Source organism: Nocardia sp. NPDC005825 (assembly GCF_040630175.1).
GTDB lineage: Bacteria > Actinomycetota > Actinomycetes > Mycobacteriales > Mycobacteriaceae > Nocardia.
Genome location: NZ_JBEXXC010000008.1, coordinates 316,330 through 342,661, shown reverse-complemented (window position 1 = coordinate 342,661; position 26,332 = coordinate 316,330). Strand labels below are relative to the sequence as shown.

The window sequence follows — 26,332 nt, the reverse complement described above, 5'->3', positions numbered from 1 at the left end:
ATACTGAGCGCCGTTAGCCGAGAGTTAGCGACCCAGGAAGGGAACCGGGCGTGCAATGAGTGATCTCGTCGAACTCGGCACCGCCGCCGACGCGGCGCAGAGCGCGGGAAACCTGATGGGAGTGTTCGCATTCGGAGTGTCGGGCGCGCTGCTCGCGGTGCGCCGCCGCTTCGATGTGATCGGCATCGCAGCGCTGGCGGTGGCCACCGCGACCGGCGGCGGCGTCATCCGGGATCTGGTGATCGGCCGCACCCCGCCGCTGGCCTTCGTCGACATCTCGTACGCCGGGACCGCGCTGCTCGCGGCGGTGCTCATCTTCTTCTGGCATCCGCCGGTCCGCCTGGTCCGCACCCCGCTGTACGTGGCCGACGCGATCGGCCTCGGCATCTTCTGTGTGACCGGGACGGTCACCGCATTCCAGCACGGCATGTCAGCCACCTCGGCGGCCGCGCTCGGCCTGGTGACCGCGGTCGGCGGCGGTGTGATCCGCGATGTGCTGGCCGGGGTCACACCGAGCGTGCTGAGTGACGGAGAACTCTATGCCGTCCCCGCTCTGCTCGGATCCGCGGTGACGGCGACCCTGCTGCACTACGGCCAATACACCTACTGGACAGGCGGTTTGGCAGGTGCGGGCGCCGTCACCCTGCGCCTGATCGCGCTGAAACGGCACTGGCACGCGCCCATGGCCCGCCCGCACCGCCGTCGCGAGGACGACCCCACCGCCCGGTGAGACGAGCGCCGCTGTCGTGTCTCCCGGCACGGTCCCCGGCGATTGATAGCATGGCGAAGGCTTGGCCGACCGGCTGTGAATCACACCTCGAGAGAGTTCCTTCCAATGCAGTTCGAGATCGTCGAGCGGGACGAGACCTGGGTCGCCGGTTTACCGGTGCGCAGTCCCAAACGCGCCCTCGGTGAACTGCGTGATCACGACCTCGAGGTGGCCTGGGCCGCGGTCCTGCACCAGGATCTGGGCGGCCCGCTGGCCTCCGCCTACACCGACTACGCGGCCGAGCTGGGCACCTACAACACCCAGATCGTCGGCTACCAGTGCTCCTCCCTCGACGAGGTGACCCGTGGCCATCTGGTGGCCCGCCTGCCGCGCGGCACCTACGCCCGTTTCTCCTCGATCGGCAATTTCCCGCAGGTGATGACCGACCTGTGGACGCAGATCGCCTACGCCGAGGAGCACAACCAGATCAAGCGCATTCACACCGGTGATTTCGAGACCTACCCGCACGCCTACAAGATCGATCTGTACCTGGCGGTCGAGCCGTCATGACCTATTCGATCGTGGTCCGCCCCGGCGGTGTGTACGGCGGCCTGGTGGTTCCCCGGGTGCGCCCCAGCTTCAAGGTCTCCAACAGCGAGCTCATCGAGTTCCTGCGCGACCGCCTGCGTGACCGCGACGCCACCCAGCGCCCCCTGGCCACGGTCTACGTCCCCGACCCCGCCGGCAACTACAACGTCCTGGTCTCCTACGAATACCCCGGCCCCGACGACGCCCCCACCGGCGACATCCTCATTCGCGTCCCCAAGGGCGTCTACGCCCGCTTCAGCCCCAACGGCGACTACCACGACCCGGCCGAGGACGTCTGGGCCCAGGTCGACGACGCCACCGCCTCCGCCGAGATCACCCGCGCCTACCGCGAGGAGATCGAGATCTGGCACGGCCCGGCCGAACTGGAGCTCTTCATCTCCATCCTGGTGTGATAGCCAAATATTAACTGATTGAGAACCAACCGGTCTTGTCGACAGTTTTCATGACTGATAGCAATGGTTTGACCTGGGTGGATTTCTTTACGCACATTCGGGTTTCGGAGGATTTGCCGGACGCCTGGACAATTTCTGCGCCCTGACGGATACTCCCCTAGGTGCCAACGCCGAGCGCGGTGGAAACACAACCGTGTCCGATGGCACTCGGGAGTAAGCAACGGAGTAGGAACAGTATGGCTGTCGAAGCACTCGCGGCCGTCCCGGCGGAAGGCTCCGATGCGGGCCAGATGCGCTTTCGGGACTCGCGGTCCGGCCACGTCTTCGTCGTGGGCACCCCTCAGGCTGACGGTGCTCTGTGGCAGGGATTCATGGACGGCGCACTGGCGGCCTACCGTCGTTACGACGTGGAAGTGGCCCTCGAGTACGACCGGGTGATCAATGGGAGGTCGACCGCGATGTTCATCGCCGGAGTCGACGAGAGTGGGCGCGTGGTCGGTGGTCTGCGGGTTCAAGGTCCGTACTCCCACGCCGACGAGTCCCACGCTGTGGCGACCGAATGGCGAGGTCAGCGTGGTGAACACGCGCTGCGGAGGATGATCGCCGATCGATCCGGGGGCGGTGTGGTGGAACTGAAGGCGGGCTGGGTGGCCCACGATGCCGAACATCGGAGAGCGGTCCGCGAGGCCGTCGCCCGTTGCATCGTGCACGCCACGAACCTGATGGGCGTGCGCTACGGGTTTCTGACCGCAGACCGCGATGTGGCGCCGCAGTGGGCGGTCAGCGGAGGTAAACCGGCCTGGTGGATCCCCTCGGCGCCGTACCCCGACGAGCGGTACCGGACGGTGTCGCTCTGGTGGGACATGAAGGGCTACCGCTCCCTCGCCGACGTGAATCAGCGTGAACTGATTGACGTCGAGCACGAGGAATTAGCCCGGTTCCCACCGATCTTCCCGGCCCAGCGAGGGCCGGTCGAGGGGTCGGCCTGACGAATGAGCATCGAGGAATCCGCGACCGGGGCGTACCGGCCGCTACTGTTGGATGAATCCGATCCGGCTGATGCCGTGCGGATTTCGGAACTCCGAGCCGATAATCGAATCGAATTCACCGATTTGCGCGATCTACTGCGTGGCGAATTCGCCCATTTGCCGTCACCGCCGGAATTGTCGGAAGGCCCGGAAGCTGATCGCTGGGTCTATTATCCGTGGCGTAGCGCTGTGATTGCGCTGCCGGGCGCGGAAATCATGCGAGCGGTTCGATTGGATCGCAATCGAAACAAGATCACTCGCGTCGAACAGGAAATTCTGGCGCAGCAGACAATTGGAATCGTCGGACAGAGCGTCGGGCACACCATCGCCTACACCCTGGCCATGGAGGGCATCTGCGGGCGTCTGAGGCTGGCCGACTTCGACGCCGTCGAGCTCACCAATCTGAATCGCCTGCCGGGCGGCCTGTTCGATCTCGGCGTCAACAAGGCCGTGGTCGCGGCCCGGCGTATCGCAGAACTCGACCCCTACCTCCCGGTCGAGGTATTCGCGGAGGGTGTCCACGACGACAATATGGACGCCTTTCTCGACGGTCTGTCGATCGTCGTCGAGGAGTGCGATTCCCTGGACGTCAAACTCGCCGTCCGTGAGGCCGCGCGGCGGCACCGGCTGCCGCTGCTGATGGAGACCAGCGACCGCGGCCTGCTCGATGTGGAGCGCTTCGACCTGGAACCGGATCGCCGCCCCTTCCACGGCGTGCTCGGCGACTTCGGCGCGGCGCAACTCCGCGGCCTGTCGCCGAAGGAGAAGGCGCCGTTCGTCATTCGCATCCTGGACGCCGCGGGGCTGTCCGACCGAACCGCCGCCAGCATGGTGGAGATCGGCGAAACCCTGGCCAGCTGGCCGCAATTGGCGGGTGACGTGCAGCTGGGCGGCGCTACGGTGGCGGCGGCCGTCCGGCGTATCGGGCTCGGTGTGAAACTGCCCTCGGGCCGTACCCGGGTCGACGTGGGAAGGCAGCTCGACGAAATCGCCGAACCTGTTCCGGCCGGACACCCGGTGTGGCCGCCGGATCCGGCGCCCGAGCCGGTTCCGGCCGAGGTGGCCGCGGTGGTGCTCCATTACGCCCAACTCGCCCCTTCGGGCGGCAATGCCCAGCCCTGGACGCTCGGCGCCGATGCCGGGATCGTGACGATCGCCTTGGATCCGGGCCGGAGTTCGGCCATCGACATCGGATTCCGCGGCAGTGCGCTGGCAGTCGGCGCGGCGTTGTACAACGCGCGTGTGGCCGCGGCACACCACGGTGTGCTCGGTGATAGCGAACTCCGCGCGGACGGCCCCGGTGTCCTGACCGCGACGCTGCGTCTGGGCGATTCAACCGATTCGGTCCTGGCCCGCGACTATGCCGCCTTGGCCATCCGGCACACCAATAGGAAGCCCGGGGTATCGGAGTCCGCCGATCCCGCGATCATGTCCGCGCTGGCCGAGGTGGCGGCCGCGGCCGGTGGCGGGCTGCGTTATGTCACAGCCCGGGCTGGTATCGAGTCCGCCGCTGACCTCCTCGGGAGTTCGGACCGCGCGCGATTCCTGACGCCGCGGATCCACGAGGAGATGCTGGCGGAATTGCGCGGACCAGCGGACGACCTGCTTACCGGTCTGGACCTGCGGAGCATGGAGTTGGGGCCCGACGAGAACATCGCGTTCGAGGTCGGCGGGCGGCCCGACGTCGTCGGGCTGCTGCGCGAGTGGTCGGCGGGGACAGGGCTCGGGGCATACACCTCGGACCGCGTGCTCGCGAGCGCGGCGATCGCGGTGGTGACCTTCCCGACTCCGGCCCCCGAGACGTCGGATCTGATCGCCTACGCCCGGGCCGGTGAGGTGCTGCAACGCGTGTGGATCGAGGCGGAACGGCGCGGACTGGCGGTGCAGCCGGTGTCCCCGGTGTTCCTGTTCGCTCGACAGTCCGCAGAACTGTACGCGGTTTCCCCGGGGTTCGCCGATACACTGACCTCACTCCAGGGCAGCTTCCTGGACCTGTTGGGAGTGCCTGAACAAGAAACGGTGGCATTGGTGCTTCGCTTGAGTCACGCGCCGAGAGCTTCGGTTCGTAGCAGGCGGCTGCCGATACCGGGCGCGCACGCCCACAGCTGAACGCGATCGGAGACAAGGTGCCTCGGCGGACACTCGACTCACTGGTGACCCAGGTCGCCTCGGAGTTGATGGGGGTCGATGCCACCACCATGGTGGCGGCCAGCGAGCGCGTGCTGTCCTGGCTGATCGAGCATTTCGATGTCGATACCAGCTTTCTGCGGCATACCGACCGGGAGCGGCGGGCCTCGATCCTGATCGCGGAATGGCCGCCGCGGCCGGTGGTGCCGGACCCCGATCCGCTGCAGGTCACCTACTTCGACAGCTCCGATTCGGTCTTCTCGGCCCTGGAGCACGCCATCGAGCCGATGGTGGTGCGGCCTGGCCCGCAATATGACGACTACCAGCAGACGATTCGCCAGTCGACCGGTGTCGCGGCGGTGTCGGTGGCGGCGGTGCCGCTGGTCTCGCGCGGCGAGCCGACCGGTGTGCTGGGCTTCGTGAAAGAGGGCGATCGCGAGTGGAGCACGCGCGAGCTCAATGTGCTCAAGGCGATCGCCGCCCTGTTCGCCCAGTTGCAGGCCCGCGTCGTGGCGGAGGAACGGCTCCGCTATATCGCCATGCACGACGATCTGACCGGTCTGGTGAACCGGCGCGCGCTGCTCGAGCACATGGAGGACCGGCTGCGGGCCGGTAATGCCGGCCCGGTGGCGACCTTCTTCCTGGATTTGGACCGGCTCAAGGCGCTCAACGACTTCCTCGGACACACCGCGGGCGACAATTTCATCCGCTCGCTCTCGACCCGGTTGCGCGAGAACCTCGACCCCGCCGACATGATCGCCCGCCTCGGTGGCGACGAGTTCGTGATCGTGCCCGCGAAGCCGATGGACGCGGAGTCGGCCGGGGTGGAGGCGGCTCGGATTCAGCAGCTGATCGGGCGGCGTGTGACGGTCGGAGAGGAGACTGTCAGTCGCGGGGCGAGTGTGGGTGTGGCGCTGGGGATTCCAGGGGAGACGACGGTTTCCGACGTGCTGCGGCGGGCCGATCATGCCCTGTTGTCGGCGAAGTCGAGCGGTGGAAATGGCGTGGCTGTCTTCACCGATGCCATGCGGGCGCAGTTCGAGTTGCAGGACGATGTCGAGCTGAATCTGCGCAGTGCGGTGTCGGACGGGTCTCTGGTGCTGCACTATCAGCCCGAGGTGGATCTGCGGACCGGGCGGGTTGTCGCGCTGGAGGCTTTGGTGCGGTGGCAGCATCCGACCAGGGGTTTGTTGCCGCCGGGGGCGTTCGTCGGGGTCGCGGAGGCCACGAATCTGGCGGGGGAGCTGGGGCGGTGGGTGATCCGCACGGCCAGTGAGCAGTTCGCGTTGTGGCGGCGGCGGGGTCTGGCGTCGAATGTGGTGATCCGGATCAATGTGTCTCCGGTGCAGCTGGTTTCGCTGGACTTCGTGGAGACCATGGAGGGGATTCTGCGGCGGTACGGGATCGACGGGTCGTCGGTGTGCCTGGAGATCACCGAACACGTTGTGGTGCAGGATCTCGCGCGCACACAGGTGACATTGCGCGGGCTCAAGCGGATGGGCGTGCAGATCGCGATCGACGACTTCGGAACGGGGTATTCGTCGCTGTCGCATCTGAAGGCGCTGCCGGTGGACGCGGTGAAGATCGACCGCGGGTTCGTGCAGCGGCTGGGCGCCAGCGCGGACGATCTGGCGATCGTGAAATCGATTGTGGGGCTTGCGGGTTCGTTCGGTCTCGGCGTGGTCGGCGAGGGGGTGGAGACCACGGTGGCGGCGCGCACGCTGGTGGCGCTGGGTTGTTACCGGGCGCAGGGCTTCCTGATCGCGCGGCCGATGCCGGCCGAGGAGGTCGAGGAGCATCTGGCGGCGGGCCGGATCGCGCTGGATCTGGATCTGCCCGGTACCAGCCGGTCGGTCCTGCCCGGACCGTCCTGACCTGCCCGGAAATAATCCGAACCCCCGGAAAATCGGGGCGAAACCGGTACTCGTCCGACTCGCGAACACTATTGTTCGTGATGTAGCGTGCGGTTCTGACAGGGCTGTCGAAGTAAGGGATGGATCGGCGTGCGTGATCGTGGCCTGAGCGGCAAGAAGACTTTGATTACCGGCGCGGCGAGCGGCATCGGCCGGGCCACGGCGCTGGCGGCGGCCCGCAAGGGCGCCCGATTGGTGCTCACCGACGTGAACGTCGAGGGGCTGGACGCCACCGTCGAATCCATCCGTTCCGGCGGCGGCACCGTGGAGGTCGCCACCGCCCTCGACATCAGCGACTACGAGGCCGTCACCGCCTTCGCGGAGAAGGTGCACGAGCAGCTCGGCTCGCTCGACGTGGTGATGAACATCGCGGGCGTCTCCACCTGGGGCACCGTCGAGAACCTCGAGCACAAGCACTGGAAGCGCATGGTGGATGTGAACCTCATGGGTCCCATCCACGTGATCGAGAACTTCGTGCCGCCCATGGTCGAGGCCGGGCGGGGCGGGGCGCTGGTCAACGTGTCCTCCGCGGCCGGTCTGCTCGCGCTGCCATGGCACGCCGCGTACAGCGCCAGCAAGTTCGGTCTGCGCGGCGTCTCGGAGGTGCTGCGCTTCGATCTGGCCCGCCACGACATCAATGTCCACCTGGTGGTGCCGGGCGCGGTCGACACCCCGCTGGTGCAGACCGTGGACATCGTCGGCGTCGACCGCGACGACCCGCGAATCCAGGCCTGGATCAAGCGCTTCCGCCGCCACGCCAAGTCCCCGGACGAGGTGGCCCAGACGATCCTGCGCGGCGTGGAGAAGGGCACCTACCTGATCCACACCCAGTTCGACATCCGCTTCGGCTACTGGTGGGCCCGCAAGTTCGCCTGGCCGTACGAGTTCGTCATGCACCGCGCCAACGACCTGTTCACCACGTTCCTGCCGCGGGAGCGGGTCGCCGATCGGCCGCGGGCGGGCGCGACGGACTGAACGACAGGGTCAGGCGGGGTCGGCGGTCGGCTCGCAGACTCCGGGTTTGGTGCAGTTCTCGGCCGCGTGCGTGTCGAGCACCCGTGCGCCCGGGCCCTCGTCGCCCAGGTGGTCGTGGGCGTTGAAGATCTTGCACACGCCCAGCGACAGGCATCCGCAGCCGATGCATCCGGTGAGGTTGTCGCGCAGCCGCACCAGCTGTTCGATCCGGTCGTCGAGGTCGGCGCGCCATGCGGTGGACAGGGTCTCCCAGTCGCGGCGGCTGGGATTGCGCCCGTCGGGGAGGTTGTCGAGGGCGTGGCGGATCTCGGCGAGCGGAATGCCGACCCGCTGGGAGATGCGGATGAAGGCGACCCGGCGCAGGGTCTCGCGGGAGTAGCGGCGCTGGTTGCCGCTGGTCCGGCGGGCGCTGATCAGCCCTTCTCGTTCGTAGAAGTGCAAGGCGGACACCGAAACTCCGGCTCGCTGGGCGAGCTGACCGGGGGTCAGCTCCTTCGCCTGCCACGACGCGGTCTGCATTCCTGAACATTACTCCAGGTTTCCGGCCGTGGCGACCCGGCGACCGGAGGATTCACCGGGGCGACTCGAGGTTTTCCCGGGTGCGAATTGCATGCCATCCGTGCCGCGGGCAACTACCGTCGTGTCATGGGAACAAAGGCCGCACCCACGGCGCGACCGTTTTCCGTGACCTCGGAGGTCGGCGCACTGCGCACGGTGCTGTTGCACCGCCCGGGCGACGAGCTGCGCAGGCTCACCCCGCGCAACAACGATCAGCTGTTGTTCGACGCCATTCCCTGGGTGGAGCGCGCCCAGCAGGAGCACGACATCTTCGCCGACGTGCTGCGCGGCCGAGGGGTCGAGGTGCTGCTGCTGGCCGATGTGCTCACCGAGACCATCCAGGGCAGCGGCGCCGCCCGGATCCAGGGCATTTCCGGGGCCGTGGACGCCCGCCGGCTCGGTCACGTGCTGGCCGACGAGCTGGCCGCCCACCTGCGCCGGGTGCCCGCCCCGGAGCTGGCGCAGATCCTCATGTCCGGCATGACATTCGACGAGCTGCCGTTCGCTCAGGACGCCACCTCGCTGGTGCGCCGCATGCATCACGGCCACGATTTCGTCATCGATCCGCTGCCGAACCTGCTGTTCACCCGGGACTCGTCGTTCTGGATCGGCCCGCGCGTGGCGATCACCTCGCTGGCGCTGCCCGCCCGGGCCCGCGAAACCTCGCTCACCGACCTGATTTACGCCTTCCACCCCCGTTTCCTGGGTGTGCGCCGGGCCTACGAATCGCATACCGCCCCCATCGAGGGCGGCGACGTGCTGCTGTTGTCCCCGGGCGTGGTGGCGGTCGGGGTGGGTGAACGGACCTCCGCCGCGGGCGCGGAAGCGTTGGCGCGCAGTCTCTTCGAGGATGATCTGGCCCACACCGTGCTCGTCGTGCCGATCGCCCAGACCCGTGCGACCATGCATCTCGACACGGTCTGCACCATGGTCGACGTCGACGCGGTGGTCATGTATCCGGCGATCCAGGACGAGTTGTGCGCCTTCACTATTCGCAGGGAGGAGGGTGGCGTGAGCATCTCCGGCCCCGACCCCTTCCTGCGGGTGGCGGCCGAGGCCATGGGCATCGGCAAGCTGCGGGTGGTCGACACCGGCCTGGACGGCGTCACCGCCGAACGGGAGCAGTGGGACGACGGCAACAACACCCTGGCCCTGGCCCCCGGCGTGGTGGTGGCCTACGAACGCAACGAGAACACCAATGCGCGGCTCGAAGACGCCGGAATCGAGGTGCTGCGCATCCCCGGCTCCGAGCTGGGTTCCGGCCGTGGCGGTCCGCGCTGCCTGTCCTGCCCGTTGTCGCGTGACGAGGTGTGATGAAGCCATGCTGGACATCCCGGTCGACCACCACTCGACAGTCCCGCCGTATGAGCAACTGCGCCAGGGCATCATCGCCCGGGTGCGCTCCGGTGAGCTCGCCGCCGGCACCAAGATTCCCACGGTCCGGGCGCTGGCGGCGACGCTGAAACTGGCCCCCAATACGGTGGCGCGCGCCTACCGCGAGCTGGAGCAGGACGGCATGCTCGAAACCCGCGGGCGGCTGGGCTCTTTCATCGCGTCCTCGGGTGACCCGACCCGCGACCTGGCGGGCCGCGCGGCCACCGAGTACGTGGCGGTGATCAGGCGATTGGGCCTGGACGACGAGGCCGCCGAGCGCTACCTGCACGCGGCCTTGGGCGAAACCGAAACCACGCCTTGATCCTCGGCCCCGCGACCTGACGCCGGTCCTACCTCCAGCTGGGCAGCCACAGGTGGTCGTGCCAGTTGCCGGGTGTGATCGGCATGCCGGTCAGGATCGGCCACAGCCAGATGAAGTTGGCGATGACCAGCGCCAGGTACAGGCACACCAGCAGCAGCCCCAGCCCCTGTCGTTCGCTGGGCGGGGTGAACATCTGCCAGCCCGGCGCGCCCGAGAGCCGCCGTCCGCTGGGCGGCGCGTGCCCGAGGATGTCGCCGAGCGCCAGCGCCACGCCCATGGCCAGGAACGGGGCCAGCGGCACCGCGTAGAAGAAGTACATCTGCCGGTCCAGGTCCAGGAACCAGGGCAGGATCCCCGCGCCGTAGCCGACCAGGACGGCGGCGTAGCGCCAGTCGCGCCGCACGATGCTGCGCCACAGCGCCCAGCCCAGCATGGGGAAGGCCAACCACCACAGGGCGGGCGTGCCGATCGCCATGACGGCCTTGACGCAGGCGGCCTGCCCGCAGCCGCTCACATTGGTGTCGGCGTAGTAGTAGAGCATCGGCCGCAGGCCCATGGGCCAGGTCCACGGCTTGGATTCCCACGGATGGTGATTGCCCGCCGAGTTGGTGAGCTCCTTGTGGAAGTTCAGAACCTCGCCGCCGTAGTACCAGAGCCCGCGCAACGCGCTCGGCACCCACGAGAAGTCCCCGCCGCGACCGACCTTGGAGCCGACCGCGTACCGGTCGTAGCTGGTCTCGGCGGCGAACCAGCCCCAGAAGGACATGAGGTAGACGAACACCGGCACGACCATCAGCGCGTAGATCGTGGGCCCGAGGTCGCGTCGGGCGACGCCCTCCCACGGCTTCTTCACCCGATACCCGCGCCGTGCGGACAGGTCGAACGCCAGTGACAGCGCCGCGAATCCGACGATCCAGTACGCGCCGGACCATTTGGTGCCGCAGGCCAGGCCGAGCATGAGGCCCGCGCCGAACCGCCACCAGCGCACGCCGAAGCGCGGCCCGTATTCGGTGTCGTCGATGCGTCCTTGGGCGGAGACCAGCGCGATGCGGGTGCGGATGTCGTCGCGGTCCACCACCAGGCAGCCGAAGGCCGCGGTGACGAACAGCGCCTGGAAGATGTCGAGCATGCCGATGCGGGAGGACACGAAGGTGAGTCCGTCGCAGATCAGCAGGATGCCGGCGAACGCGCCGATCAGGGTGGATCGCGTCATCCGCCGCACGATGCGGATCACCAGCAGCACCAGCAGGGTTCCGGAGACGGCGGCCATGAACCGCCAGCCCCACGGCCCGTATCCGAAGATCGCCTCGCCGAGCGCGATCATCTGCTTGCCGACCGGCGGGTGCACCACCAGCCCGTAGCCGGGGTTGTCCTCGACGCCGCCGTTGGTGAGCACCTGCCACCCTTGCGGCGCGTAGTGCTTCTCGTCGAAGACCGGTGTGTGCAGGTCGGTCGGATAGTTCAGCAGCAGGAACCGGGTGATGCCGGCGATCGCGGTGAGGAACAGCGTGACCACCCAGCCCCGCGCCCAGTCCGTGGGCCCGAAATCGGGTGAGGGCACCAGCGGAGCGGGACTCGACAGCGCCGCCGTCTCCGCCTGAACCGCTGACGGTCGCACGTCGGTTACCTGGGTCACGCCGTCGATCGTAAGCGGTCGCGCCGTCCGAGTCGCCCTCCGGTGAGCCGCCGCGGGTTCGGCCGTGCCCCCGGCACTCGGTCGCGCGCCCGCGCCGGTAGGTTCGGTTCGGCACGTTCCGGATCGAGTCGGCACCGACGCGACGGTCCGCGTGCAGACCGCGAACGGCACTCAGCCGTGCGCTGCGGGCGCGGAGAGGCGGAATGGAATGAGCGGCGAGCCCGGTGTGCTCGGTCGGCTGGTCCTGGCGGCGACACCGATGGGGGATATCGGCGACGCGTCACAGCGGTTGCGGGACGGGCTGTCGTCGGCGGACATCGTGGCCGCGGAGGACACGCGGCGGACGCGGTCGCTCGCCAAGGCCCTCGACGTCGAGATCTCCGGCCGGGTGGTGAGCTTCTACGACCATGTGGAGACCGCGCGCATCCCGATGCTGCTCGAGGAGATCCGGTCCGGGAAGACGGTGCTGCTGGTCACCGACGCGGGCATGCCGTCGGTGAGCGATCCCGGTTATCGGATGGTGTCGGCGTGCGTGGAGCACGGTCTGCCGATCACCTGTCTGCCGGGTCCGTCGGCGGTGACGACCGCGCTGGCCTTGTCCGGACTGCCCGTCGAACGCTTCTGTTTCGACGGATTCCCGCCCCGCAAGTCCGGGCAGCGCAAGGAGTGGCTGCGCACCTTGACCTCGGAAGCCCGGGCGGTGGTGTTCTTCGAGGCCCCGCATCGGCTGGCCGACTGCCTGGCCGACGCGGTCGAGGTGCTCGGCCCGACGCGGCGCGCCGCGGTCTGCCGGGAGCTGACCAAGACCTACGAGGAGGTCGTGCGCGGCACGCTGGCGGAGCTGGCGGCGTGGGCCGTGGAGGGCGCTCGTGGTGAGATCACCGTGGTTCTCGAAGGCGCACAGCCCGTTTCGGCCGAGCCCGCCGATCTGGTCGGCCAGGTCGAAGCCCTGATCGAGTCGGGGCTGCGGTTGAAGGACGCGTGCGCGGAGGTGTCCGCCGCCACGGGGGCGTCGCGCCGGGAGCTGTACGACGCCGTGCTCGCGGCCCGTTCCGCCGAATAACGGTCGCGGATCTCGCACTCGCCCGCGCCCGGATTGTCTGGCCAGTGTGCCCACTGAAGGGGGTCGGCCGATGTCGCGCCGGGTCCCGCGGCCGCTGTTACAGTGCCCGATCATGGTGCATGAGACGGCCGCTCCGGCAAATGAATTGGTGCTGGAACCGTTCGATTTGAGCGACGATTTCTATCAGCGGCCGCACGACGCGTACGACCTGTTGCGCGGGCGTGGCGCCGCGCATTTCGTCCGCTTCCCGGACGGTGGAACCGGTTGGCTGGTCACCGATTACGAGGCGGCGAAGGCTGTCTTCCTGGATCCGGCTGTCAGCAAGGCACTGAAATCGCCGGGCGCGCAGGCCGCGCTCGGCGGTGATGCCGGGGGCGCGGCCATGTTCGGCGACATGATGCTGTTCTACGACCCGCCGGAGCACACTCGACTGCGTGCGCTGGTGAATCGTGCGTTCAGCGGCCGCGCGGTGCGCGAATTGGCCCCGCGCATCACCGAATTGGCCGATGGCCTGCTGGCCGGGCTGGCCGAGGACGCGGCGGCCGAGCAGGATCTGCTGGACCGCTACGCGTTCCCGCTGCCCATGCTGGTGATCTGCGAGCTGCTGGGTGTGCCCATCGAGGACCGCGACAGCTTCCGCGCCTGGTCCACCACCCTGGTCTCCAATGACGAGACCCCCGAGGCGCGTGGCGCCGCCGTCGGCCAGTTCCTCGGCTACATCGACGGATTGATCCGCGCCAAGCAGGAAGCGCCCGCCGATGACCTGCTGTCCGAACTGATCTCGGCGAGCGAGGACGGCGACCGGCTGTCCCACCGCGAGCTGATCAGCATGGTGTTCCTGCTGTTGATCGCGGGTTTCGAGACCACCGTCAACCTGATCTCCAACGCGGTCGCGATCCTGTTGACCGACAATGGAATCCGAGCCGCGCTGGCCGCCGACCCGGGCCGGATGGGGGATTTCGTGGAAGAAGTGCTCCGCTTCGAATCCCCGGCCAGCGAGGGCACGTTCCGCTACACGACGGCCCCGGTGACCGTCGGCGATATCGAAATCCCTGTCGGCCACAGGGTTCTGGTGTCCATGGCCGCCGCCGACCGTGACCCGTCCCGCTTCGACGACCCGCACCGGATCGACCTGGACCGCGCCGACAAGAACCATCTCGCCTTCGGCTACGGCATCCACCGGTGCGTCGGCGCTCCGCTGGCGCGCATGGAGGGCGGGGTCGCGCTGACCCGCCTGCTCGCCGCCTATCCGGACTTGGTGCTCGCCGCCGACGCCGAATTGTCCTGGCGCAAGTCGCTGATCGTGCGCGGACTCACCGCGCTGCCGGTCCGCCTCCGTCCCTGACCCGGGGTCCACCAGTTGGCGGGACCCATCAGTTTCACCAGCGCCGGGACCAGCAGCATGCGGACCAGGGTGGCGTCGATGATCAGCGCGATCACCATGCCGAGGCCGAGGAACCGCATGGGCGTGAGCGGCGACAGCGTGAACGCGCCGGTGATGAGCACGAGCAGGGTCGCCGCGGCGGTGATCACGCGCGCGGTCCGCACGGTCCCGACGCGCACCGAGGTCTCGGTGTCCGCGCCGGCGTCGTGCGCTTCCACCATGCGCGACAGCAGGAAGACCTCGTAGTCGGTGGAGAGCCCGAACACGACCGCGATGATGAGGACCATCATCCCCGCCGAGAGCGGGCCGACGCTGACGTGCAGCGCACCTGCCAGATGTCCCTGATCGAAGATCCAGGTGAGTACGCCGAAGGTGGCGGCCAGGCTGAGGAAGGCCATGAGGACGGCCTTGAGCGGCAATACGATCGAGCGGAATGCCAGCGCCAGCATGAGCAGGGTGACCGCCACCATGACCGCGATCATGAGCGGGAGCCGGTCGAGCACCGCCGCGATGCTGTCGACCGTGGTGGCGCTCTCGCCGCCGACACGCAGTTCGAGTCCGTCCGGGTGCAGGGCCCGCAGGTCGCGCACGATGTCCTGGGCGCGCGGTGAGCGGTCCGGGGCGGCGAGCGCGGCGTGCACGATGACGGTGTCGTCGCGGGTGTCGAGGGCCAGCGCCTGCCGGACCCCGGGCACGCCGCCGATCTCCCGCAGCGCCCGGCTGACCGCGGCCTGCGTCGGTGTGCCGCCGCCGGTTTCGCGAACCAGGATGGTGGCCCCGCTGTTGGCGGCGGGGAAGTGCGCCGTCAATTCCTCGACGGCGACCCGGGTTTCATTGCCGGCGGGCAGGGCGGTGTGGTCGATGTCGCCGAGCCGGACACCGGTCAGCGGCGCGGCCAGCGCCAGCAGGATCGCGCCGACGGCGAGGGCGATCACGCCCGGCCGCTTCATGACCGCGGTGACGACGCCACCCCAGAACCGTTGCGCCCGAGCCTCGGAACGATCGAAGGTGTCCGAGCGCCAGCTCCATTTCCCGATCCGCGGACCGATCAGCGCCAGCATGGCGGGCAGCGCGGTCACCGACAGCGCGGCGGCCAGCCCCACCGCCGCGATGGCCCCGATCCCGAGCGAACGCAGCACCGCCAGCGGGAAGACGAACGTCCCCGCGAACGCGCACATGAGCAGCAGCGCCGAGAACAGCACCGTGCGTCCGGCCGTGCCCAGCGTGCGCGTCACCGCCGTCTCCACGGTGGCTCCGCGCGCGAGTTCCTCCCGGAACCGTCCGACGATGAAAAGCCCGTAGTCGATGGCCAATCCGAGCCCCAGCAGCGACACCACGTTCATGGCGAACACGCTGACCTCGGTGAGCCGCGCGATCAGCCCGACCGCGCCCAGCGCGCCGATCACCGCCAGGGTGCCGATCGCCACCGGCAGCGAAGCGGCCACCACCCCGCCGAACACCAGGACCAGCACCAAGGCGGTCACGGGGATCGAAATGGATTCGGCCAGTACCAGATCGTCCCGTGATTGCGTGCTGATCGTGTCGGCGAGGGCGCTGTACCCGGTCAGCTTCGTGTCGAGCCCGTCGACCCGCAGCGCGGCAGCGACTTTCGGATACTCCGCCACCCGATGGTTGTCGTCGCCCGCCGAGAACACCACGGCGACCGCCTGCCGCCCGTCCGCCGACCGCAGATACTGCGATCGCGCACTGCTCCAATAGCTTTCGACCGGACGCCGCAACAGAGCCGGGTCGATGGACGCGATCGCCGCCGTCACCCGCGGCCCGATATCCGCCAGCGACTGCCCGTCGGGTGCGGTGTACACGGCGATGACATCCGGATTCTGCGGCCCCAGCCGCTCGGTCACCCAGGCGTCCACCTCCGTGGATTCACTGTGCGGCACCACGAATCCCGCCGAGCTCACCCGCTGCTGCAGTCCGGTCGCGAACGCCCCGCAGGCCAGTGCGAACAACACCGCCACCACCAGCACGGTCTTCGGTCGCGCCACCACCACCCGCGCCCACGCGGCCACCAGACCGCCGGATGCACCCTCATCCTGGGGACCGTCGGCGGAATCGGGTGCGGCCTCGGTGGAATCGGCCGCGCCGGAACTGTCGATGGCGGTCATGGGCGCTCCGTTCGGTAGTGCACGAGCCGGGCGTGCTAGTGGGTCGAGGCCGAATTCTCCGGAGCCAGTTCGGTTTCCAGCGTCCGGACGATGCGGTCCAGCAGCGCGTCCAGGCGCTCGGGCACGCCGCGGCCGCTGCGCGCGGAGACGGTGAGCTCGGTGCGGCCGCCGCATTCGGTCATGCCGACGAGCAGCGGCATGGCGACGCTGTGCTGGGGCATCACCTTGATGGCGGTGGGCGCGAAACCGGGGACGGCGAGGGCGTCCAGGTCGTAGCGGCCCATGTGGGAGACGGTGGCGGAGGCCAGGTTCAGGCCGGTCCGCGAGCCCAGGGCGTTGAGGACGCGCAGCAGTCCGCGTCCGGCGGCCTGCGGCAGGTACTTCAGTCCGCCGTTGTCCATCTGGTTCAGTTCGCGGTTCTCCGCGAGCCCCGCGCGCTTGATCTCGTTGAGCTGCCGCCAGTCCATGCCCGGCCGCGCGTCCAGGAACAGCGGCAGCGCGAGATTCGCGGTGGACCGCAGCTCCGGGTCGTGGCGCCGGATGTCGACGGGGATCATGATGCGCGAGACCGGCCCGCCCTCATCGGCCAGCATGGCCGCCACCCGCATCAGCGTGCCCGGCCCGGTCGCGTGAATGGTCCTGGTGCGCAACAGGTGCCGGTGCTCGCCCCGCTCCTGGCGGCCGTGCCCGGTCGCCGACCGGAAGCGCGGCAGCATGAGGGTGGGCCGCCCCGGCGCGCCGATCCGCTTCACCAGTTCGGCGTCGGCGATCGGGTCGGCCGCGCCCACCGGCTCCTCACCGCGCAGCGCCCGCAGCACGTCGGTGGTCCACATGACCATGCCCATGCCGTCCATGACGCCGTGGAACACCCGGAAGACCAGGGCGGTGGTCGTGCCGGTGAGCAGCAGCACCTCCACGGTGGCGTCCGGGGTCGGCCCGATCGGGCTGGTCAGCACCGGATCCGCTTCCAGCGCCGGGTATCGCAGCTCGTGCTCGACGACGCGCACGCCGGGCGCGCGTCCGCTGTCCACCCAGTGGCGGCCCTCGCGCACCAGGCGCGCGCCCGGGTTCGCGGCGGCGGCGGTGGCGACCGCGCGCCGCAGCGTCTCCGGGTCGATGCTGCCCGTGCCCTCCACCACCAGCTGCATCAGGAACGGCGGAGCCAGATCCCGCATCGGGAAGTAGATGAGTTCGGTGGGGGAGATGGGACGACGGAACATGGGCCTACCTGCCTGGATCGTCTCGGGCGTTAGATCTGCGCGTTCAATGCCACCGCGCCGCCCTGGCTTTCGAGCCAGGTCAGGAAGCCGGCGAGGCCGGTCTCGCGATCCACGATCGGCCGGTAGCCGAGGTCGCGGGCGGCGGCGGAGGTGTCGTAGGTCGCGGTGCGGGTCATCAGCGCGACCACGTACCGGGACAGCGGCGGCGACCACCGGGTGGCGACGAACGGTAGGCGCCAGACGGTTTCGATGGCGGCCACGATCGCGGCGAGGACCTTCGGATTCGGCTGCCGGGTCGGCTTCGGGTAGCCGAGCCCGGTGGCCACCTCGCCGAGGAAGCCCCACACGTCGGTGCGTTCGGCGTCGGCGATGAAATACGCCTTGCCGCCGGCGTTCTCACTGCGCGCGGCCAGCACGCAGGCCTCGGCGATATTGTCCACGTGGCACAGCGAGGCGTACACCTGCCTGCCGTAGGACAGGTCCGGCAGCGAGCCTTCACCCGCCCGGCCCAGCAGCCGCACGATCGGCCCGGACCGGTCGCCCGCGCCCCAGATGGCGCGCGGCCGCAGCGCGCACGTGCTGAACCCGTCCGTATTCGAGGCCAGGACCAGGCGTTCGGCCGCGGCCTTGGTCTCGGAGTAGTGGTTCAGGTAGCGGCTCGGGTACGGCACCGATTCGTCGATGTCGACCTGATCGCCGCCGTCGCGGTCCATGAGCGCGCTCGGGCTGGACACGAACACGAACCGGGAAGCGCCATTGCGCTTCGCCGCCCGCAGCAGATTCTCGGTGGCCGTGACGTTCTCGGCGACGAACTGGTCGCGGGTGCCGCGATCGTCCACCCGGGCGGCGCTGTGGAAGACCACGTCCACGCCCTTGGTGGCACGATCCAGGGACCCCTGATCGGTCAGGTCGCCGGTGACGACCTCCACCCGATCCAGCACCTCCGACAGATCGCGCAGATTGCTGGTCGGCCGGGCCAGAATGGCCACCTCGTAGTCGCCGTCGCGGACCAGGCGGCGCACCAGCGCCCCGCCCAGGAATCCGGAAGCGCCTGTCACCAGTGCCTTCACGCCGCCTCCTGTGTCTTCCACCAGGTGATCCCGAAGATCTGCGTCATGGCCGCCGTCTTGACCGGCGAGTGCCCGCTGTCCGCGGTGGCGCGCAGGGCGGCCGGGATCTGGGCCGCGTGCACCACGACACTCAGGAACGCGTCGATCCAGAAGATCGAGCGCAGCAGCCGGTTCCGCGGGGCGCGATCACCCGCCGCGAGCAGCACGCCCACGGCGAGATACAGCCAGCCGAGCACCGGGATCGCGCGTAGTACCAGCACCTTCATCGTCGTTCGTCCTTTCCGAGCCGCTCCGCCGCCCAGACCGCGAGCTGCTCGCGGCCGATCTTGGCATTGTGTCGGATGTCGACCGGGAACTTGGGGTGGAACAGGAACGTGGAAACCCCCGCGGTGACCGTGAATTCGGCCGACCGAGCCCGCAGCCCGGCCAGGACGGCCGCGGGATCCGCGCCCGGTGCGGTCTCGACGCACAGCACCGGCCGCTGCGCGCCCCGCTCGCCCACGCCGACCAGCGCGGTCCGGGCCACGCCGGGCACGGCGTTGAAGACCTGCTCCACCTGCACCGAGAACATGGGTCCGGCGGCGGTCTGCAGCCGCTGACTCTTGCGTCCGCAGAACCAGATCCGGCCCTCGCCGTCGATGCGGGCCAGGTCGCCGGTGCGATGCCACACCGTCTCGCCGTCCTGGATCTTGCCCGCCGCGTTCGCCGACTCCGGCCAGTAGTAGCGGGTGCTCACGTTCGGCCCGGCCACCACCAGTTCGCCGATGCCGCGGGTGGCGGCCAGCTCGGTCTCGCGGGCCTGCGCGTGCGCCCAGGTCGGGATCGGGTCGTCGGTGATGGCGACCAGCCGCGCGCGCACTCCTTCGGCGGGACGGCCCACGCAGGTGCCCTCGCCGAGACGGGCGCGATCGGCCGGACCGGCCAGCAGCTCCCGGGATTCGATGGTGGACATGGGCAGCGCCTCGGTGGAGCCGTACCCGGCGTACACCTCCGCGTCCGCGGCCAGCACCCGGCGCAACCCGGCGATGCAGGTGTCCGGGACGGGCGCGCCGCCGGAGAAGATGCTGTGCAGCGTCGGCACCGGCGTGCGGTGCGTCTCCAGGTGCCGCAGCAGCGGGATCAGCACGGCGGGGGAGGCGAACATGGTCTTCACCCCGAACCGGTTGATCGCGTCCACCACGTGCGCGGGATCGGTGGAACCGACCTTGCTGGGCACCAAGGGCGGCAGGACACAGCGGGATCCGAGGAGCATGTCGAGAATGCCGACCAGCGGCAGCGTGATCAGCGAGGTGCCCGGCTCCACCCGGCCGCGGGCGGCGTGCACCTGCTCGACCATGGCGCTGAGATTGCCGTGCGTCATCTCCACGGCCTTGGCGGGACCGGTCGACCCGGTCGTGTAGGCGATGAGCAGCACCTCGTCGGCGGGTGCGGGGACCCGCTCGCGCAGGGTGAAGGCGTCGAAGGGGGCCCGGTGCTCACCGGACGGCCGCCGGGAGTCGGCGACCGAGGCGAGCAGCTCCTCCAGTCGCGCCGCCATTTTCGCGCCGACCGGACCGGCGGCGTCGGTGCGGAACCGGGTGCCGAAGCGGCTCGCCGTCGCCGGGGCGTCCCAGCTGCGCAGGGTCGGCCCGCCCCAGAACCAGCGCGGGCCCACGGTCAGCGTCACCCGCACCTCGCGGAAGTATTTGGCGAACAGCACCCGCGCCGCGTGCGCCTGCGGGATGCCGATGAACGCCTCCGCGTTCGCCGCGCGCAAGCAGTTGAGCATCTTGCGCACACCCATGCCCGGGTCGATCACGACCGGGATGGCGCCGATCTTCAACAGCCCCAGCATGATCGCGTACAGCTCCGGGCTGGGCAGCACCAGCACGATGGTGCGGGTGCCGCGGCCCACCCCGGCTGAGGCCAGGTGCAGGCCGATGGTGTCGGACCACTCGTCGAGCTCGCGGTAGGTGAGATGGCGGTAGTCCGGCAGGCCGGAGGCGGTCTTCCCCGCGGGGTAGATCACCGCCTCACGGTCCGGATCGGCGGCCACCACCGCGCGGAAGCGGTCGATGGCCTGCCAATAGGTCGCGGTGGTCACGCCGCGGCCCCGACCACGGCGGGCAGACGGTAGACGACGGCGGCCGCCGACGGGCCCGCGCCCGCCGCCACGAACAGCACATCGCGGTACCCGGTCAACGATTCCGCCTGGGCGGCAGCGTGATACGCCAGCGACAGCGACGCGGTGTGCGGGTCGCCCTGGGACAGGTCCGGGAGGAACACCGCGTCCGGGGCGATGCCCAGCTCCTCGGCCAGGCGGGCCGGGAAGTCGTCGCTCGGGGTGGCGGCGATCAGGGCGGTGGTGGTCTCCTCCGCGTCGCCGCCCGAGAGGGCGGCGCGGGCGGCGTCGGCGGCGACCGCGAGCAGCCGGTCCAGGTAGTCCGGCTCACGGTCCACCGTCATCAGGCCGCGGCCGCGGTCGCCCATGGTCTCGGTGTCCACGTACGACTCCAGGCCCGGGGTGCCCGCGGCGGCCCGGGTGTACACCCGGCCGAAGCCCTCGGGCTCGTCGCTCTGCTCCAGCAGCAGCGCGGCGCCGGCGGTGGCATAGGGGAATTCGTCGTCGGCGGCCGCGCGGGTCATCGACGGATGGGTGTCACCGGAGACGATGAGCACGTGCTCGGCGGTGCCGGTCGCCAGCACCGCCTGCGCCACCTGCACGGCATTGAGGGCGCTGGTTCCCGCGTTCATCAGGTCGAAGGAGAAGGACCGCGGGTCCTCCTTCACGTAGTCCAGGCCGATGCCCGCGGCCTTCTGGATCAGCGCCGAGACGGCGGGTTCGACGGTATTGCTGTCGCGGAAGATGCCCGCGTTGATCATCACCCCGACCTGCCCGGGCTCCACCCCGGCGCTCTCCATGGCCCGGCGCGCGGCCCGGCCGCTGAGCTCCACGATGCTGAAAGTGTCGGTGTCCCGGGCGATTCCGGTGGATTTGATGCGCACACCCATGGCGGTACCTCAGACCTTCAGCGACGAGATGGTGGTGGACAGGAATCCGCCGACGACGCCCGACGCCGCGGGGATCATCAGGATCTTCGATCCGGCGGCCAGGTTCTGCTGGCTCAGCTGATCGTGCAGCACGATGAAATGAGAAGTGCTGGAAGTGTTTCCGTACTTCTCGATGACATTCAGGTCCGGCGGCATGGGGTGGCCGAATTCGCGTTCGGCGATGGCGTTCATGAACGGGATGGCGGCCGCGCCGAACTGGTGGTGGATGATGTAGTCGAAGCCCTCGTCGGCGAAGGTGATGCCCTCGGCCTCCATGAAATTGCGCTGGGTGTCGGTCCACAGCAGGAACCGGGCCTCGTTGTGCATCTTCCGGTTGTCGGTGTACAGCGCGACGCCGTTGGACTTGTCGCTCGGCATTCCCAGACAGAGGTGGGAGAACTCCGACGCGGTGGTGAGTTCGATGTAGTGGATCACGTCGTTGTCGTCGACGGCCTCGTCCAGCACCACGCACGCGCCGGAATCGCCGACGGTGAGCGAGGCGAATTGCAGATCGTATTTGCTGGAGATTTCGTCGACCGCGGTTTCCGCGATCGGCGTGATGGCCTCACCGCTGACCACGATGCCGCGTTTCACGGCGCCGCTGCGAATCATGCGGTCGAGAATGTAGACGCCACTCATCATGCCGGCGCAGGCATTCGAGAGATCGAATGCGATGACATCCTCGCGGGCGCCGATGGCGCGGGCGATCGTCCCGGCGAAGGACGGCTCCATGTACATCTTGGTGCCGTGCTTGCTGCGGGTGATGGAGGTGGAGATGATGATGTCGAGATCGCCCGCGGCGTACGACGACCTGGACAGGCAGTCCTCGACGGCTTTCATGGCGAGCGCGAAGGAATCCTCGCGGCTCTCCGGGCGGGTGTCGCGGAAGCGGCGTTCCTTGACTCCCGTAATTCGTTCGAGATCGAATTCGGGAGCCTCCTTCAATCGCGCGACGAGTTCTGCTGTGGTGACCCGGTTCTCGGGCAGATAGGCGCCGATCGATTCGAATCGAGATTGCGGCACAGGGGACTCCTGAAACTGGGGATGCCGAAAAGCATTGGGGGGAAAGGTGATCGACTGTGATCGTCAAGCTCGGATGCGCTGAGGCTACCCGAGAGTAACCACCTTGGGGAACTGTCGCGTTCCGAGTAATCGTCTGGGACGAAAGGTGAACGGTTGCTTAGTGTTACCTCAAGTGACTGTAACCGGCTGTTTTCAGCCAGCCGAGCCGCGACCCTGTTGATATGGGTGTATGACCCTGTTTGGCAATGGAAGTAAATACCTGGCTATCTCCGGTGATGCGCCTTCCGCATGGCTCGAAGACCGCACAGCGTGGCCCTCGCTGTGAGTGAGTTCACGCGTCAAGCGCGTGCGGGCAGGCCCAGGACCGCGTTCACGAATTCCACGAACAGCGGCGCCAATTCGGGCACCCGATGCGCCCCCTCGGCGACGATGACCCGCCGCGTGCGCTCCCCGATCGCGTCCGGGATCAGCGCGAACAGTTCGTCCGCGATCACCGGCAGGCTCGGATCGGTCACCCGCGCCTCGGCGTAGAACGCCCGATACAGATCCGCGAACCGATCCACCGACAGATCCCGCAGCGCCACCGATTGCTGATCCACCTTGAACGCATCGACCAGCATCAGTCGCGCGAAATCCGGTTCGGACGCCACGGTTTCGCAGAACGTCACCACGATGGACTCGATCCGGTCGTGCGCCCCGGCGTCGGTCGGCAACTGCCCCAGTTCGTCCGCGATCCGGGTGGCGATGATGTCCGAAGCGGTCCGCACCGCCTCCACGAAGCACTCTTCCTTATTGCCGAAATGCTCGTAGAACGTACTCCGGGACACTCGGGCCCGCGCCACGATATCGCTCAATGTGACCGCGTAATACCCTTTCCCCTCAACGCATTCCACCATCGCTTCCAGCAACCGCCCCCGCTGCGAGGTGAGCACCGCCTCCCGGGCGGCCCGATGCCGTTCCTCGAAATGCGTACGCTGCAACCCCACGCCCCCCGCGATCCTCTCCCGCATTCACACCTCTCGCACTGAACAGCGGTCACTTCAGATCCTCATTATCGACGAATGGCCGACAATGCCCCGTTCCGGGATTGAAGTCGCATGCCATCAGTAGCTCGGACCGACACCTCTCAGCCGGTACCGCTGTCATTGTGACCTGCGCCGAACCGTAGGCTGGCGGCGCCGGAGAATGGATCCTCCCGAGTGCTTCGGCAGAGTTTGCGGGAGGATTGCTGAAAGATAGGCGGACAGGTGCTCGATAGTCTCGATCCGACCCCCGAACAGCCCGTGCTCGGGATGTACATGCGGTACCGCCGGGAGATACTGGGCATCACGCAAGACGAGGCCGCCCGCCGCATGTTCGTCAGCCTGTCGCTCTACCGCAAGCTCGAGAACGGGGAGCGCGCTCTGTCGGGCGACCGGCTCGAGGACTGGTGCAAGGCCATCGACGCCCCGGTATGGATGCTCGAGAAGATGGTCTCCCTCGCGATGCCGAAGATCTCCACCCTGGCCCGCGGCGCCTGGCCGCCAAGGCTGCGCCAGGAGGACCTCGACCACCTCAACGTCCAGCCTTTCCCGGCCTTCTTCCACCGTTTCCCCGAATACGAGGTGCTCGCAGCCAATCCGGCGGCGCTGGGCGCGCTGCCCTGGCTGGCACCCGCGCCCGCGGACGCCACCCGGCCGGTGAATGTCATCGAGCAGATGATGACCGTCCCCGAAGCCCCCGAAGTGCTGGTCAACTGGGACACCATCGTGCACCGCCTGCTCTTCAGCCTGCGCATCCTGGGCCCCGGCGTCGTGGCCCCCGAACGCATGGCCCAGATCATCGAGACCTGCAGCGCGAATCCGGAATTCGACCGCATGTGGAGCACCCCGGTTCCCGAGGAGCTCTACAACGACTCCGCCATCCTGGTCCGCAACCCCGAGACCGGCGATCTCATCTCCCTGACGATGCGCGTCTACAACGCCTACCATCCCCAGGGTTGCTCCTACCAGCTCTTCATGCTCACTCCCCGCCTCCCCGGCACACCCACCGTCGACCCGTTCGTCCTGAACGCGATGAGTCAATCGTGATCGGCGGCATCGACGGGGTGTCCGAGCAACCCTTGGTCGGGATGTACATGAGGCATCGGCGGGAGACGCTGGGCCTCACCCAGGAGGACGCCGCGAGGCGCATGTTCATCAGCGTCTCGCTGTACCGCAAGCTGGAGAACGGCGAGCGGGCGCTGTCGGCCGAGCGGCTCGAGGACTGGTGCACCGCCATGGACGCGCCGCTGTGGCTGCTGGAGAAGATGATCTCGCTGGCCATGCCCAAGGTAGTCCGGTTCGCTGTCGGCGCCTGGCCGCCCCAGCTGCGGCAGGAGGACCTCGAGCATCTCGAGGCGCTGCCGTTCCCGGCCTACTTCCACAGTTTCCCCGAACTCGATGTCCTCGGCGCCAATGCGGCGGCGCGCCAAGCGTTTCCCTGGCTGGTGCCCGCGAGCCCGGAAGCCGAGCGCCCGGTGAACCTGATCGAGAAGTTCATGACCGTGCCCGAAGTCCGGGAGCTGGTCGTCAATTGGGAAACCGTTGTGGGACGGCTGCTGTACACGCTGCGTGTCATGTCGCCGGGTGTCGTCCCGCCCGAACGGCTCGCCCGGATCCTGGAAACCTGCCGGGTCAACCCGGATTTCGAGCGGCTGTGGAGCGCGGGCATGAGCGAGGAACTCTTCAACGACTCCCTCGTTCTGGTCCGCCATCCCCTCACCGGTGAGCGCATGTCCTTCACGATCCGCTCCTACAACGCCTTTCACCCGCAGGATTGCGACTACCAGCTGTTCATGCTGACGCCGCGTGCGGCCGGCACCCCAACCATCGATCCGTTCGCGAACGACTGACGCATTCCAGAGGAGGTGTGCCGATGGTGTCCGGTGAGAGTCGGCCCGCGCCGGAGCAACCCATGCTCGGCATGTTCATGCGCTACCGGCGCGAGCACTTGGGATTGACCCAGGACGAGGTGGCGCGCCGCATGTTCGTGAGCCTGTCCCTCTATCGCAAGCTGGAGAACGGTGGACGCGCCATGTCTCCGGAGCGGTTGGCGGACTGGTCCCGGGCGATGAACGCGCCCGCGTGGCTGTTGCGCAAGATGGCGTCGCTGGCTCTGCCGATGGCGTCCGCGGTGGAGGCGGGGGTATGGCCGCCGGCGTTGCGGGACGAGGACATCGAGCATTTGGAGGCGCTGCCGTTTCCGGCGTTCTATCACCGGACGCCCGAGTACGAGATCCTGGCGGCGAATCAGGCCGCGCGGGAGGCGTTTCCGTGGCTGCTTCCGACGCACGCGGACGCGGAGCGGCCCGCGAATGTCATCGAGCAGATGATGACCGAGCCGATCGCGCGGGAGGTGCTGATCAACTGGGAGCTGATCGTGCATCGGCTGCTGTTCATCCTGCGGGTGAACGCGCCGGGGACCGTCGCGCCGGAGCGGCTGGCGCAGATTCTGGAAACCTGCCGGGTGAATCCGGAATTCGAGCGATTCTGGACCACCGACCTCAGTGAAGAGCAGTTCAACGATTCACTGGTTCTGGTCCGGGATCCGGAGACCGGCGGGCAGATGGCGTTGACCATGCGCTCCTACAACGCCTGGCATCCCGACAACTGCCCGTACCAGTTGTTCGTGCTCACGCCGCGGGCGAACCCGACGCCGAGTGTGGGTGCCCCAATTCGTGCGACCTCTCCGGGTTGACCCTGCCGCGCCGGGGCCGGATGCTTGTTCGGCGAGATCAAACTGCTGCTGCCCGG

General features: G+C 68.5%; 24 protein-coding genes. 14 read left to right on the top strand and 10 right to left on the bottom strand.

Going from position 1 to position 26,332, the window contains the following annotated elements:
- Positions 1-55: 55 nt before the first annotated feature.
- The 7 genes from ABZ382_RS23170 to ABZ382_RS23140 all read left to right on the top strand — a co-directional run bounded on the left by ABZ382_RS23170 (position 56) and on the right by ABZ382_RS23140 (position 7,753).
- A complete protein-coding gene (locus ABZ382_RS23170; RefSeq protein ID WP_357092174.1) occupies positions 56-730 on the top strand; it encodes a trimeric intracellular cation channel family protein in 675 nt (224 codons plus the stop codon).
- A 105-nt stretch (positions 731-835) separates the two neighbouring features.
- A complete protein-coding gene (locus ABZ382_RS23165) occupies positions 836-1,279 on the top strand; it encodes a GyrI-like domain-containing protein (RefSeq protein ID WP_213559389.1) in 444 nt (147 codons plus the stop codon).
- Positions 1,276-1,710 (top strand): effector binding domain-containing protein, encoded by a 435-nt coding sequence (locus tag ABZ382_RS23160; protein ID WP_357092170.1) that lies wholly within the window; start codon positions 1,276-1,278, stop codon positions 1,708-1,710. The genes ABZ382_RS23165 and ABZ382_RS23160 overlap by 4 nt, the downstream gene beginning before the upstream one ends.
- A gap of 236 nt (positions 1,711-1,946) precedes the next feature.
- On the top strand, positions 1,947-2,699 hold the full coding sequence (locus tag ABZ382_RS23155; RefSeq protein ID WP_357092167.1) for a hypothetical protein: 753 nt from the start codon (positions 1,947-1,949) through the stop codon (positions 2,697-2,699).
- Between the two features lie 9 nt (positions 2,700-2,708).
- Positions 2,709-4,847, top strand: a complete 2,139-nt coding sequence (locus ABZ382_RS23150; RefSeq protein ID WP_357092397.1) for an Rv1355c family protein — start codon at positions 2,709-2,711, stop codon at positions 4,845-4,847.
- Positions 4,848-4,864: 17 nt separating this feature from the next.
- Positions 4,865-6,739, top strand: coding sequence for an EAL domain-containing protein (locus ABZ382_RS23145; RefSeq protein WP_357092165.1), 1,875 nt, complete (start codon positions 4,865-4,867; stop codon positions 6,737-6,739).
- Positions 6,740-6,868: 129 nt separating this feature from the next.
- Entirely contained in the window at positions 6,869-7,753 is an 885-nt protein-coding gene (locus ABZ382_RS23140) for an SDR family oxidoreductase (protein ID WP_357092162.1), read from the top strand.
- Positions 7,754-7,762: 9 nt separating this feature from the next.
- Here ABZ382_RS23140 and soxR read toward each other — a convergent pair whose 3' ends face one another.
- Positions 7,763-8,272 carry a redox-sensitive transcriptional activator SoxR gene (soxR, locus tag ABZ382_RS23135; RefSeq protein WP_357092159.1) on the bottom strand — a complete coding sequence of 170 codons (510 nt, stop codon included), beginning with the start codon at positions 8,270-8,272 and terminating at the stop codon, positions 7,763-7,765.
- A gap of 126 nt (positions 8,273-8,398) precedes the next feature.
- Between soxR and arcA the strand changes: the two genes are divergently transcribed.
- Entirely contained in the window at positions 8,399-9,625 is a 1,227-nt protein-coding gene (gene arcA, locus ABZ382_RS23130) for an arginine deiminase (RefSeq protein ID WP_357092156.1), read from the top strand.
- A gap of 7 nt (positions 9,626-9,632) precedes the next feature.
- Positions 9,633-10,007: a GntR family transcriptional regulator gene (locus ABZ382_RS23125; RefSeq protein ID WP_357092153.1), complete on the top strand. Its 375-nt coding sequence runs from the start codon at positions 9,633-9,635 to the stop codon at positions 10,005-10,007.
- Between the two features lie 28 nt (positions 10,008-10,035).
- Here ABZ382_RS23125 and ABZ382_RS23120 read toward each other — a convergent pair whose 3' ends face one another.
- Positions 10,036-11,643 carry a phospholipid carrier-dependent glycosyltransferase gene (locus ABZ382_RS23120; protein ID WP_357092150.1) on the bottom strand — a complete coding sequence of 536 codons (1,608 nt, stop codon included), beginning with the start codon at positions 11,641-11,643 and terminating at the stop codon, positions 10,036-10,038.
- A gap of 226 nt (positions 11,644-11,869) precedes the next feature.
- Between ABZ382_RS23120 and rsmI the strand changes: the two genes are divergently transcribed.
- Positions 11,870-12,706: a 16S rRNA (cytidine(1402)-2'-O)-methyltransferase gene (gene rsmI, locus ABZ382_RS23115; RefSeq protein ID WP_357092394.1), complete on the top strand. Its 837-nt coding sequence runs from the start codon at positions 11,870-11,872 to the stop codon at positions 12,704-12,706.
- Between the two features lie 112 nt (positions 12,707-12,818).
- Entirely contained in the window at positions 12,819-14,051 is a 1,233-nt protein-coding gene (locus tag ABZ382_RS23110; protein ID WP_357092147.1) for a cytochrome P450, read from the top strand.
- On the opposite strand, the gene ABZ382_RS23105 is transcribed toward ABZ382_RS23110, so the two are convergent.
- The 8 genes from ABZ382_RS23105 to ABZ382_RS23070 all read right to left on the bottom strand — a co-directional run bounded on the left by ABZ382_RS23105 (position 13,952) and on the right by ABZ382_RS23070 (position 23,545).
- Positions 13,952-16,120 carry an MMPL family transporter gene (locus ABZ382_RS23105; RefSeq protein WP_357092391.1) on the bottom strand — a complete coding sequence of 723 codons (2,169 nt, stop codon included), beginning with the start codon at positions 16,118-16,120 and terminating at the stop codon, positions 13,952-13,954. The genes ABZ382_RS23110 and ABZ382_RS23105 overlap by 100 nt on opposite strands.
- A 131-nt stretch (positions 16,121-16,251) precedes the next feature.
- Positions 16,252-17,436: a peptide synthetase gene (locus ABZ382_RS23100; protein WP_357092144.1), complete on the bottom strand. Its 1,185-nt coding sequence runs from the start codon at positions 17,434-17,436 to the stop codon at positions 16,252-16,254.
- 29 nt (positions 17,437-17,465) lie between these two features.
- Entirely contained in the window at positions 17,466-18,506 is a 1,041-nt protein-coding gene (locus ABZ382_RS23095) for an NAD-dependent epimerase/dehydratase family protein (protein WP_357092142.1), read from the bottom strand.
- Complete coding sequence (locus ABZ382_RS23090) at positions 18,503-18,772, bottom strand: hypothetical protein (protein ID WP_357092139.1); 270 nt, start codon at positions 18,770-18,772, stop codon at positions 18,503-18,505. Before ABZ382_RS23090 ends, ABZ382_RS23095 begins: the two co-directional genes overlap by 4 nt.
- Positions 18,769-20,589, bottom strand: coding sequence for a fatty acid CoA ligase family protein (locus ABZ382_RS23085; protein WP_357092136.1), 1,821 nt, complete (start codon positions 20,587-20,589; stop codon positions 18,769-18,771). Before ABZ382_RS23085 ends, ABZ382_RS23090 begins: the two co-directional genes overlap by 4 nt.
- Positions 20,586-21,497 (bottom strand): hypothetical protein, encoded by a 912-nt coding sequence (locus ABZ382_RS23080; protein WP_357092133.1) that lies wholly within the window; start codon positions 21,495-21,497, stop codon positions 20,586-20,588. The genes ABZ382_RS23085 and ABZ382_RS23080 overlap by 4 nt, the downstream gene beginning before the upstream one ends.
- Before the next feature lie 9 nt (positions 21,498-21,506).
- Positions 21,507-22,559 carry a 3-oxoacyl-[acyl-carrier-protein] synthase III C-terminal domain-containing protein gene (locus ABZ382_RS23075; protein WP_357092130.1) on the bottom strand — a complete coding sequence of 351 codons (1,053 nt, stop codon included), beginning with the start codon at positions 22,557-22,559 and terminating at the stop codon, positions 21,507-21,509.
- Between the two features lie 338 nt (positions 22,560-22,897).
- Positions 22,898-23,545 carry a TetR/AcrR family transcriptional regulator gene (locus ABZ382_RS23070; RefSeq protein ID WP_357092127.1) on the bottom strand — a complete coding sequence of 216 codons (648 nt, stop codon included), beginning with the start codon at positions 23,543-23,545 and terminating at the stop codon, positions 22,898-22,900.
- Positions 23,546-23,806: 261 nt separating this feature from the next.
- Here ABZ382_RS23070 and ABZ382_RS23065 point away from each other — a divergent pair, with 261 nt between their 5' ends.
- From ABZ382_RS23065 to ABZ382_RS23055, 3 genes are read left to right on the top strand one after another with little or no spacing between them, the layout of a single operon-like run.
- Positions 23,807-24,628, top strand: coding sequence for a helix-turn-helix domain-containing protein (locus ABZ382_RS23065; protein ID WP_357092125.1), 822 nt, complete (start codon positions 23,807-23,809; stop codon positions 24,626-24,628).
- The gene (locus ABZ382_RS23060; protein ID WP_357092122.1) at positions 24,625-25,431 is read left to right on the top strand and encodes a helix-turn-helix domain-containing protein; all 807 of its coding nucleotides are present in this window, start codon (positions 24,625-24,627) and stop codon (positions 25,429-25,431) included. Before ABZ382_RS23065 ends, ABZ382_RS23060 begins: the two co-directional genes overlap by 4 nt.
- 23 nt (positions 25,432-25,454) lie before the next feature.
- Positions 25,455-26,276 carry a helix-turn-helix domain-containing protein gene (locus ABZ382_RS23055; RefSeq protein WP_357092120.1) on the top strand — a complete coding sequence of 274 codons (822 nt, stop codon included), beginning with the start codon at positions 25,455-25,457 and terminating at the stop codon, positions 26,274-26,276.
- The last annotated feature ends 56 nt before the right edge of the window (positions 26,277-26,332 follow it).

Bases quoted from the DNA above. Each gene is read 5' to 3' on its own strand.
- ABZ382_RS23090 (WP_357092139.1), bottom strand. From the start codon at position 18,772: ATGAAGGTGCTGGTACTACGCGCGATCCCGGTGCTCGGCTGGCTGTAT.
- arcA (WP_357092156.1), top strand. From the start codon at position 8,399: ATGGGAACAAAGGCCGCACCCACGGCGCGACCGTTTTCCGTGACCTCG.
- ABZ382_RS23160 (WP_357092170.1), top strand. From the start codon at position 1,276: ATGACCTATTCGATCGTGGTCCGCCCCGGCGGTGTGTACGGCGGCCTG.
- soxR (WP_357092159.1), bottom strand. From the start codon at position 8,272: ATGCAGACCGCGTCGTGGCAGGCGAAGGAGCTGACCCCCGGTCAGCTC.
- ABZ382_RS23165 (WP_213559389.1), top strand. From the start codon at position 836: ATGCAGTTCGAGATCGTCGAGCGGGACGAGACCTGGGTCGCCGGTTTA.
- ABZ382_RS23100 (WP_357092144.1), bottom strand. From the start codon at position 17,436: ATGTTCCGTCGTCCCATCTCCCCCACCGAACTCATCTACTTCCCGATG.
- ABZ382_RS23125 (WP_357092153.1), top strand. From the start codon at position 9,633: ATGCTGGACATCCCGGTCGACCACCACTCGACAGTCCCGCCGTATGAG.
- ABZ382_RS23055 (WP_357092120.1), top strand. From the start codon at position 25,455: ATGGTGTCCGGTGAGAGTCGGCCCGCGCCGGAGCAACCCATGCTCGGC.
- ABZ382_RS23170 (WP_357092174.1), top strand. From the start codon at position 56: ATGAGTGATCTCGTCGAACTCGGCACCGCCGCCGACGCGGCGCAGAGC.
- ABZ382_RS23110 (WP_357092147.1), top strand. From the start codon at position 12,819: ATGGTGCATGAGACGGCCGCTCCGGCAAATGAATTGGTGCTGGAACCG.
- ABZ382_RS23155 (WP_357092167.1), top strand. From the start codon at position 1,947: ATGGCTGTCGAAGCACTCGCGGCCGTCCCGGCGGAAGGCTCCGATGCG.
- ABZ382_RS23080 (WP_357092133.1), bottom strand. From the start codon at position 21,497: ATGGGTGTGCGCATCAAATCCACCGGAATCGCCCGGGACACCGACACT.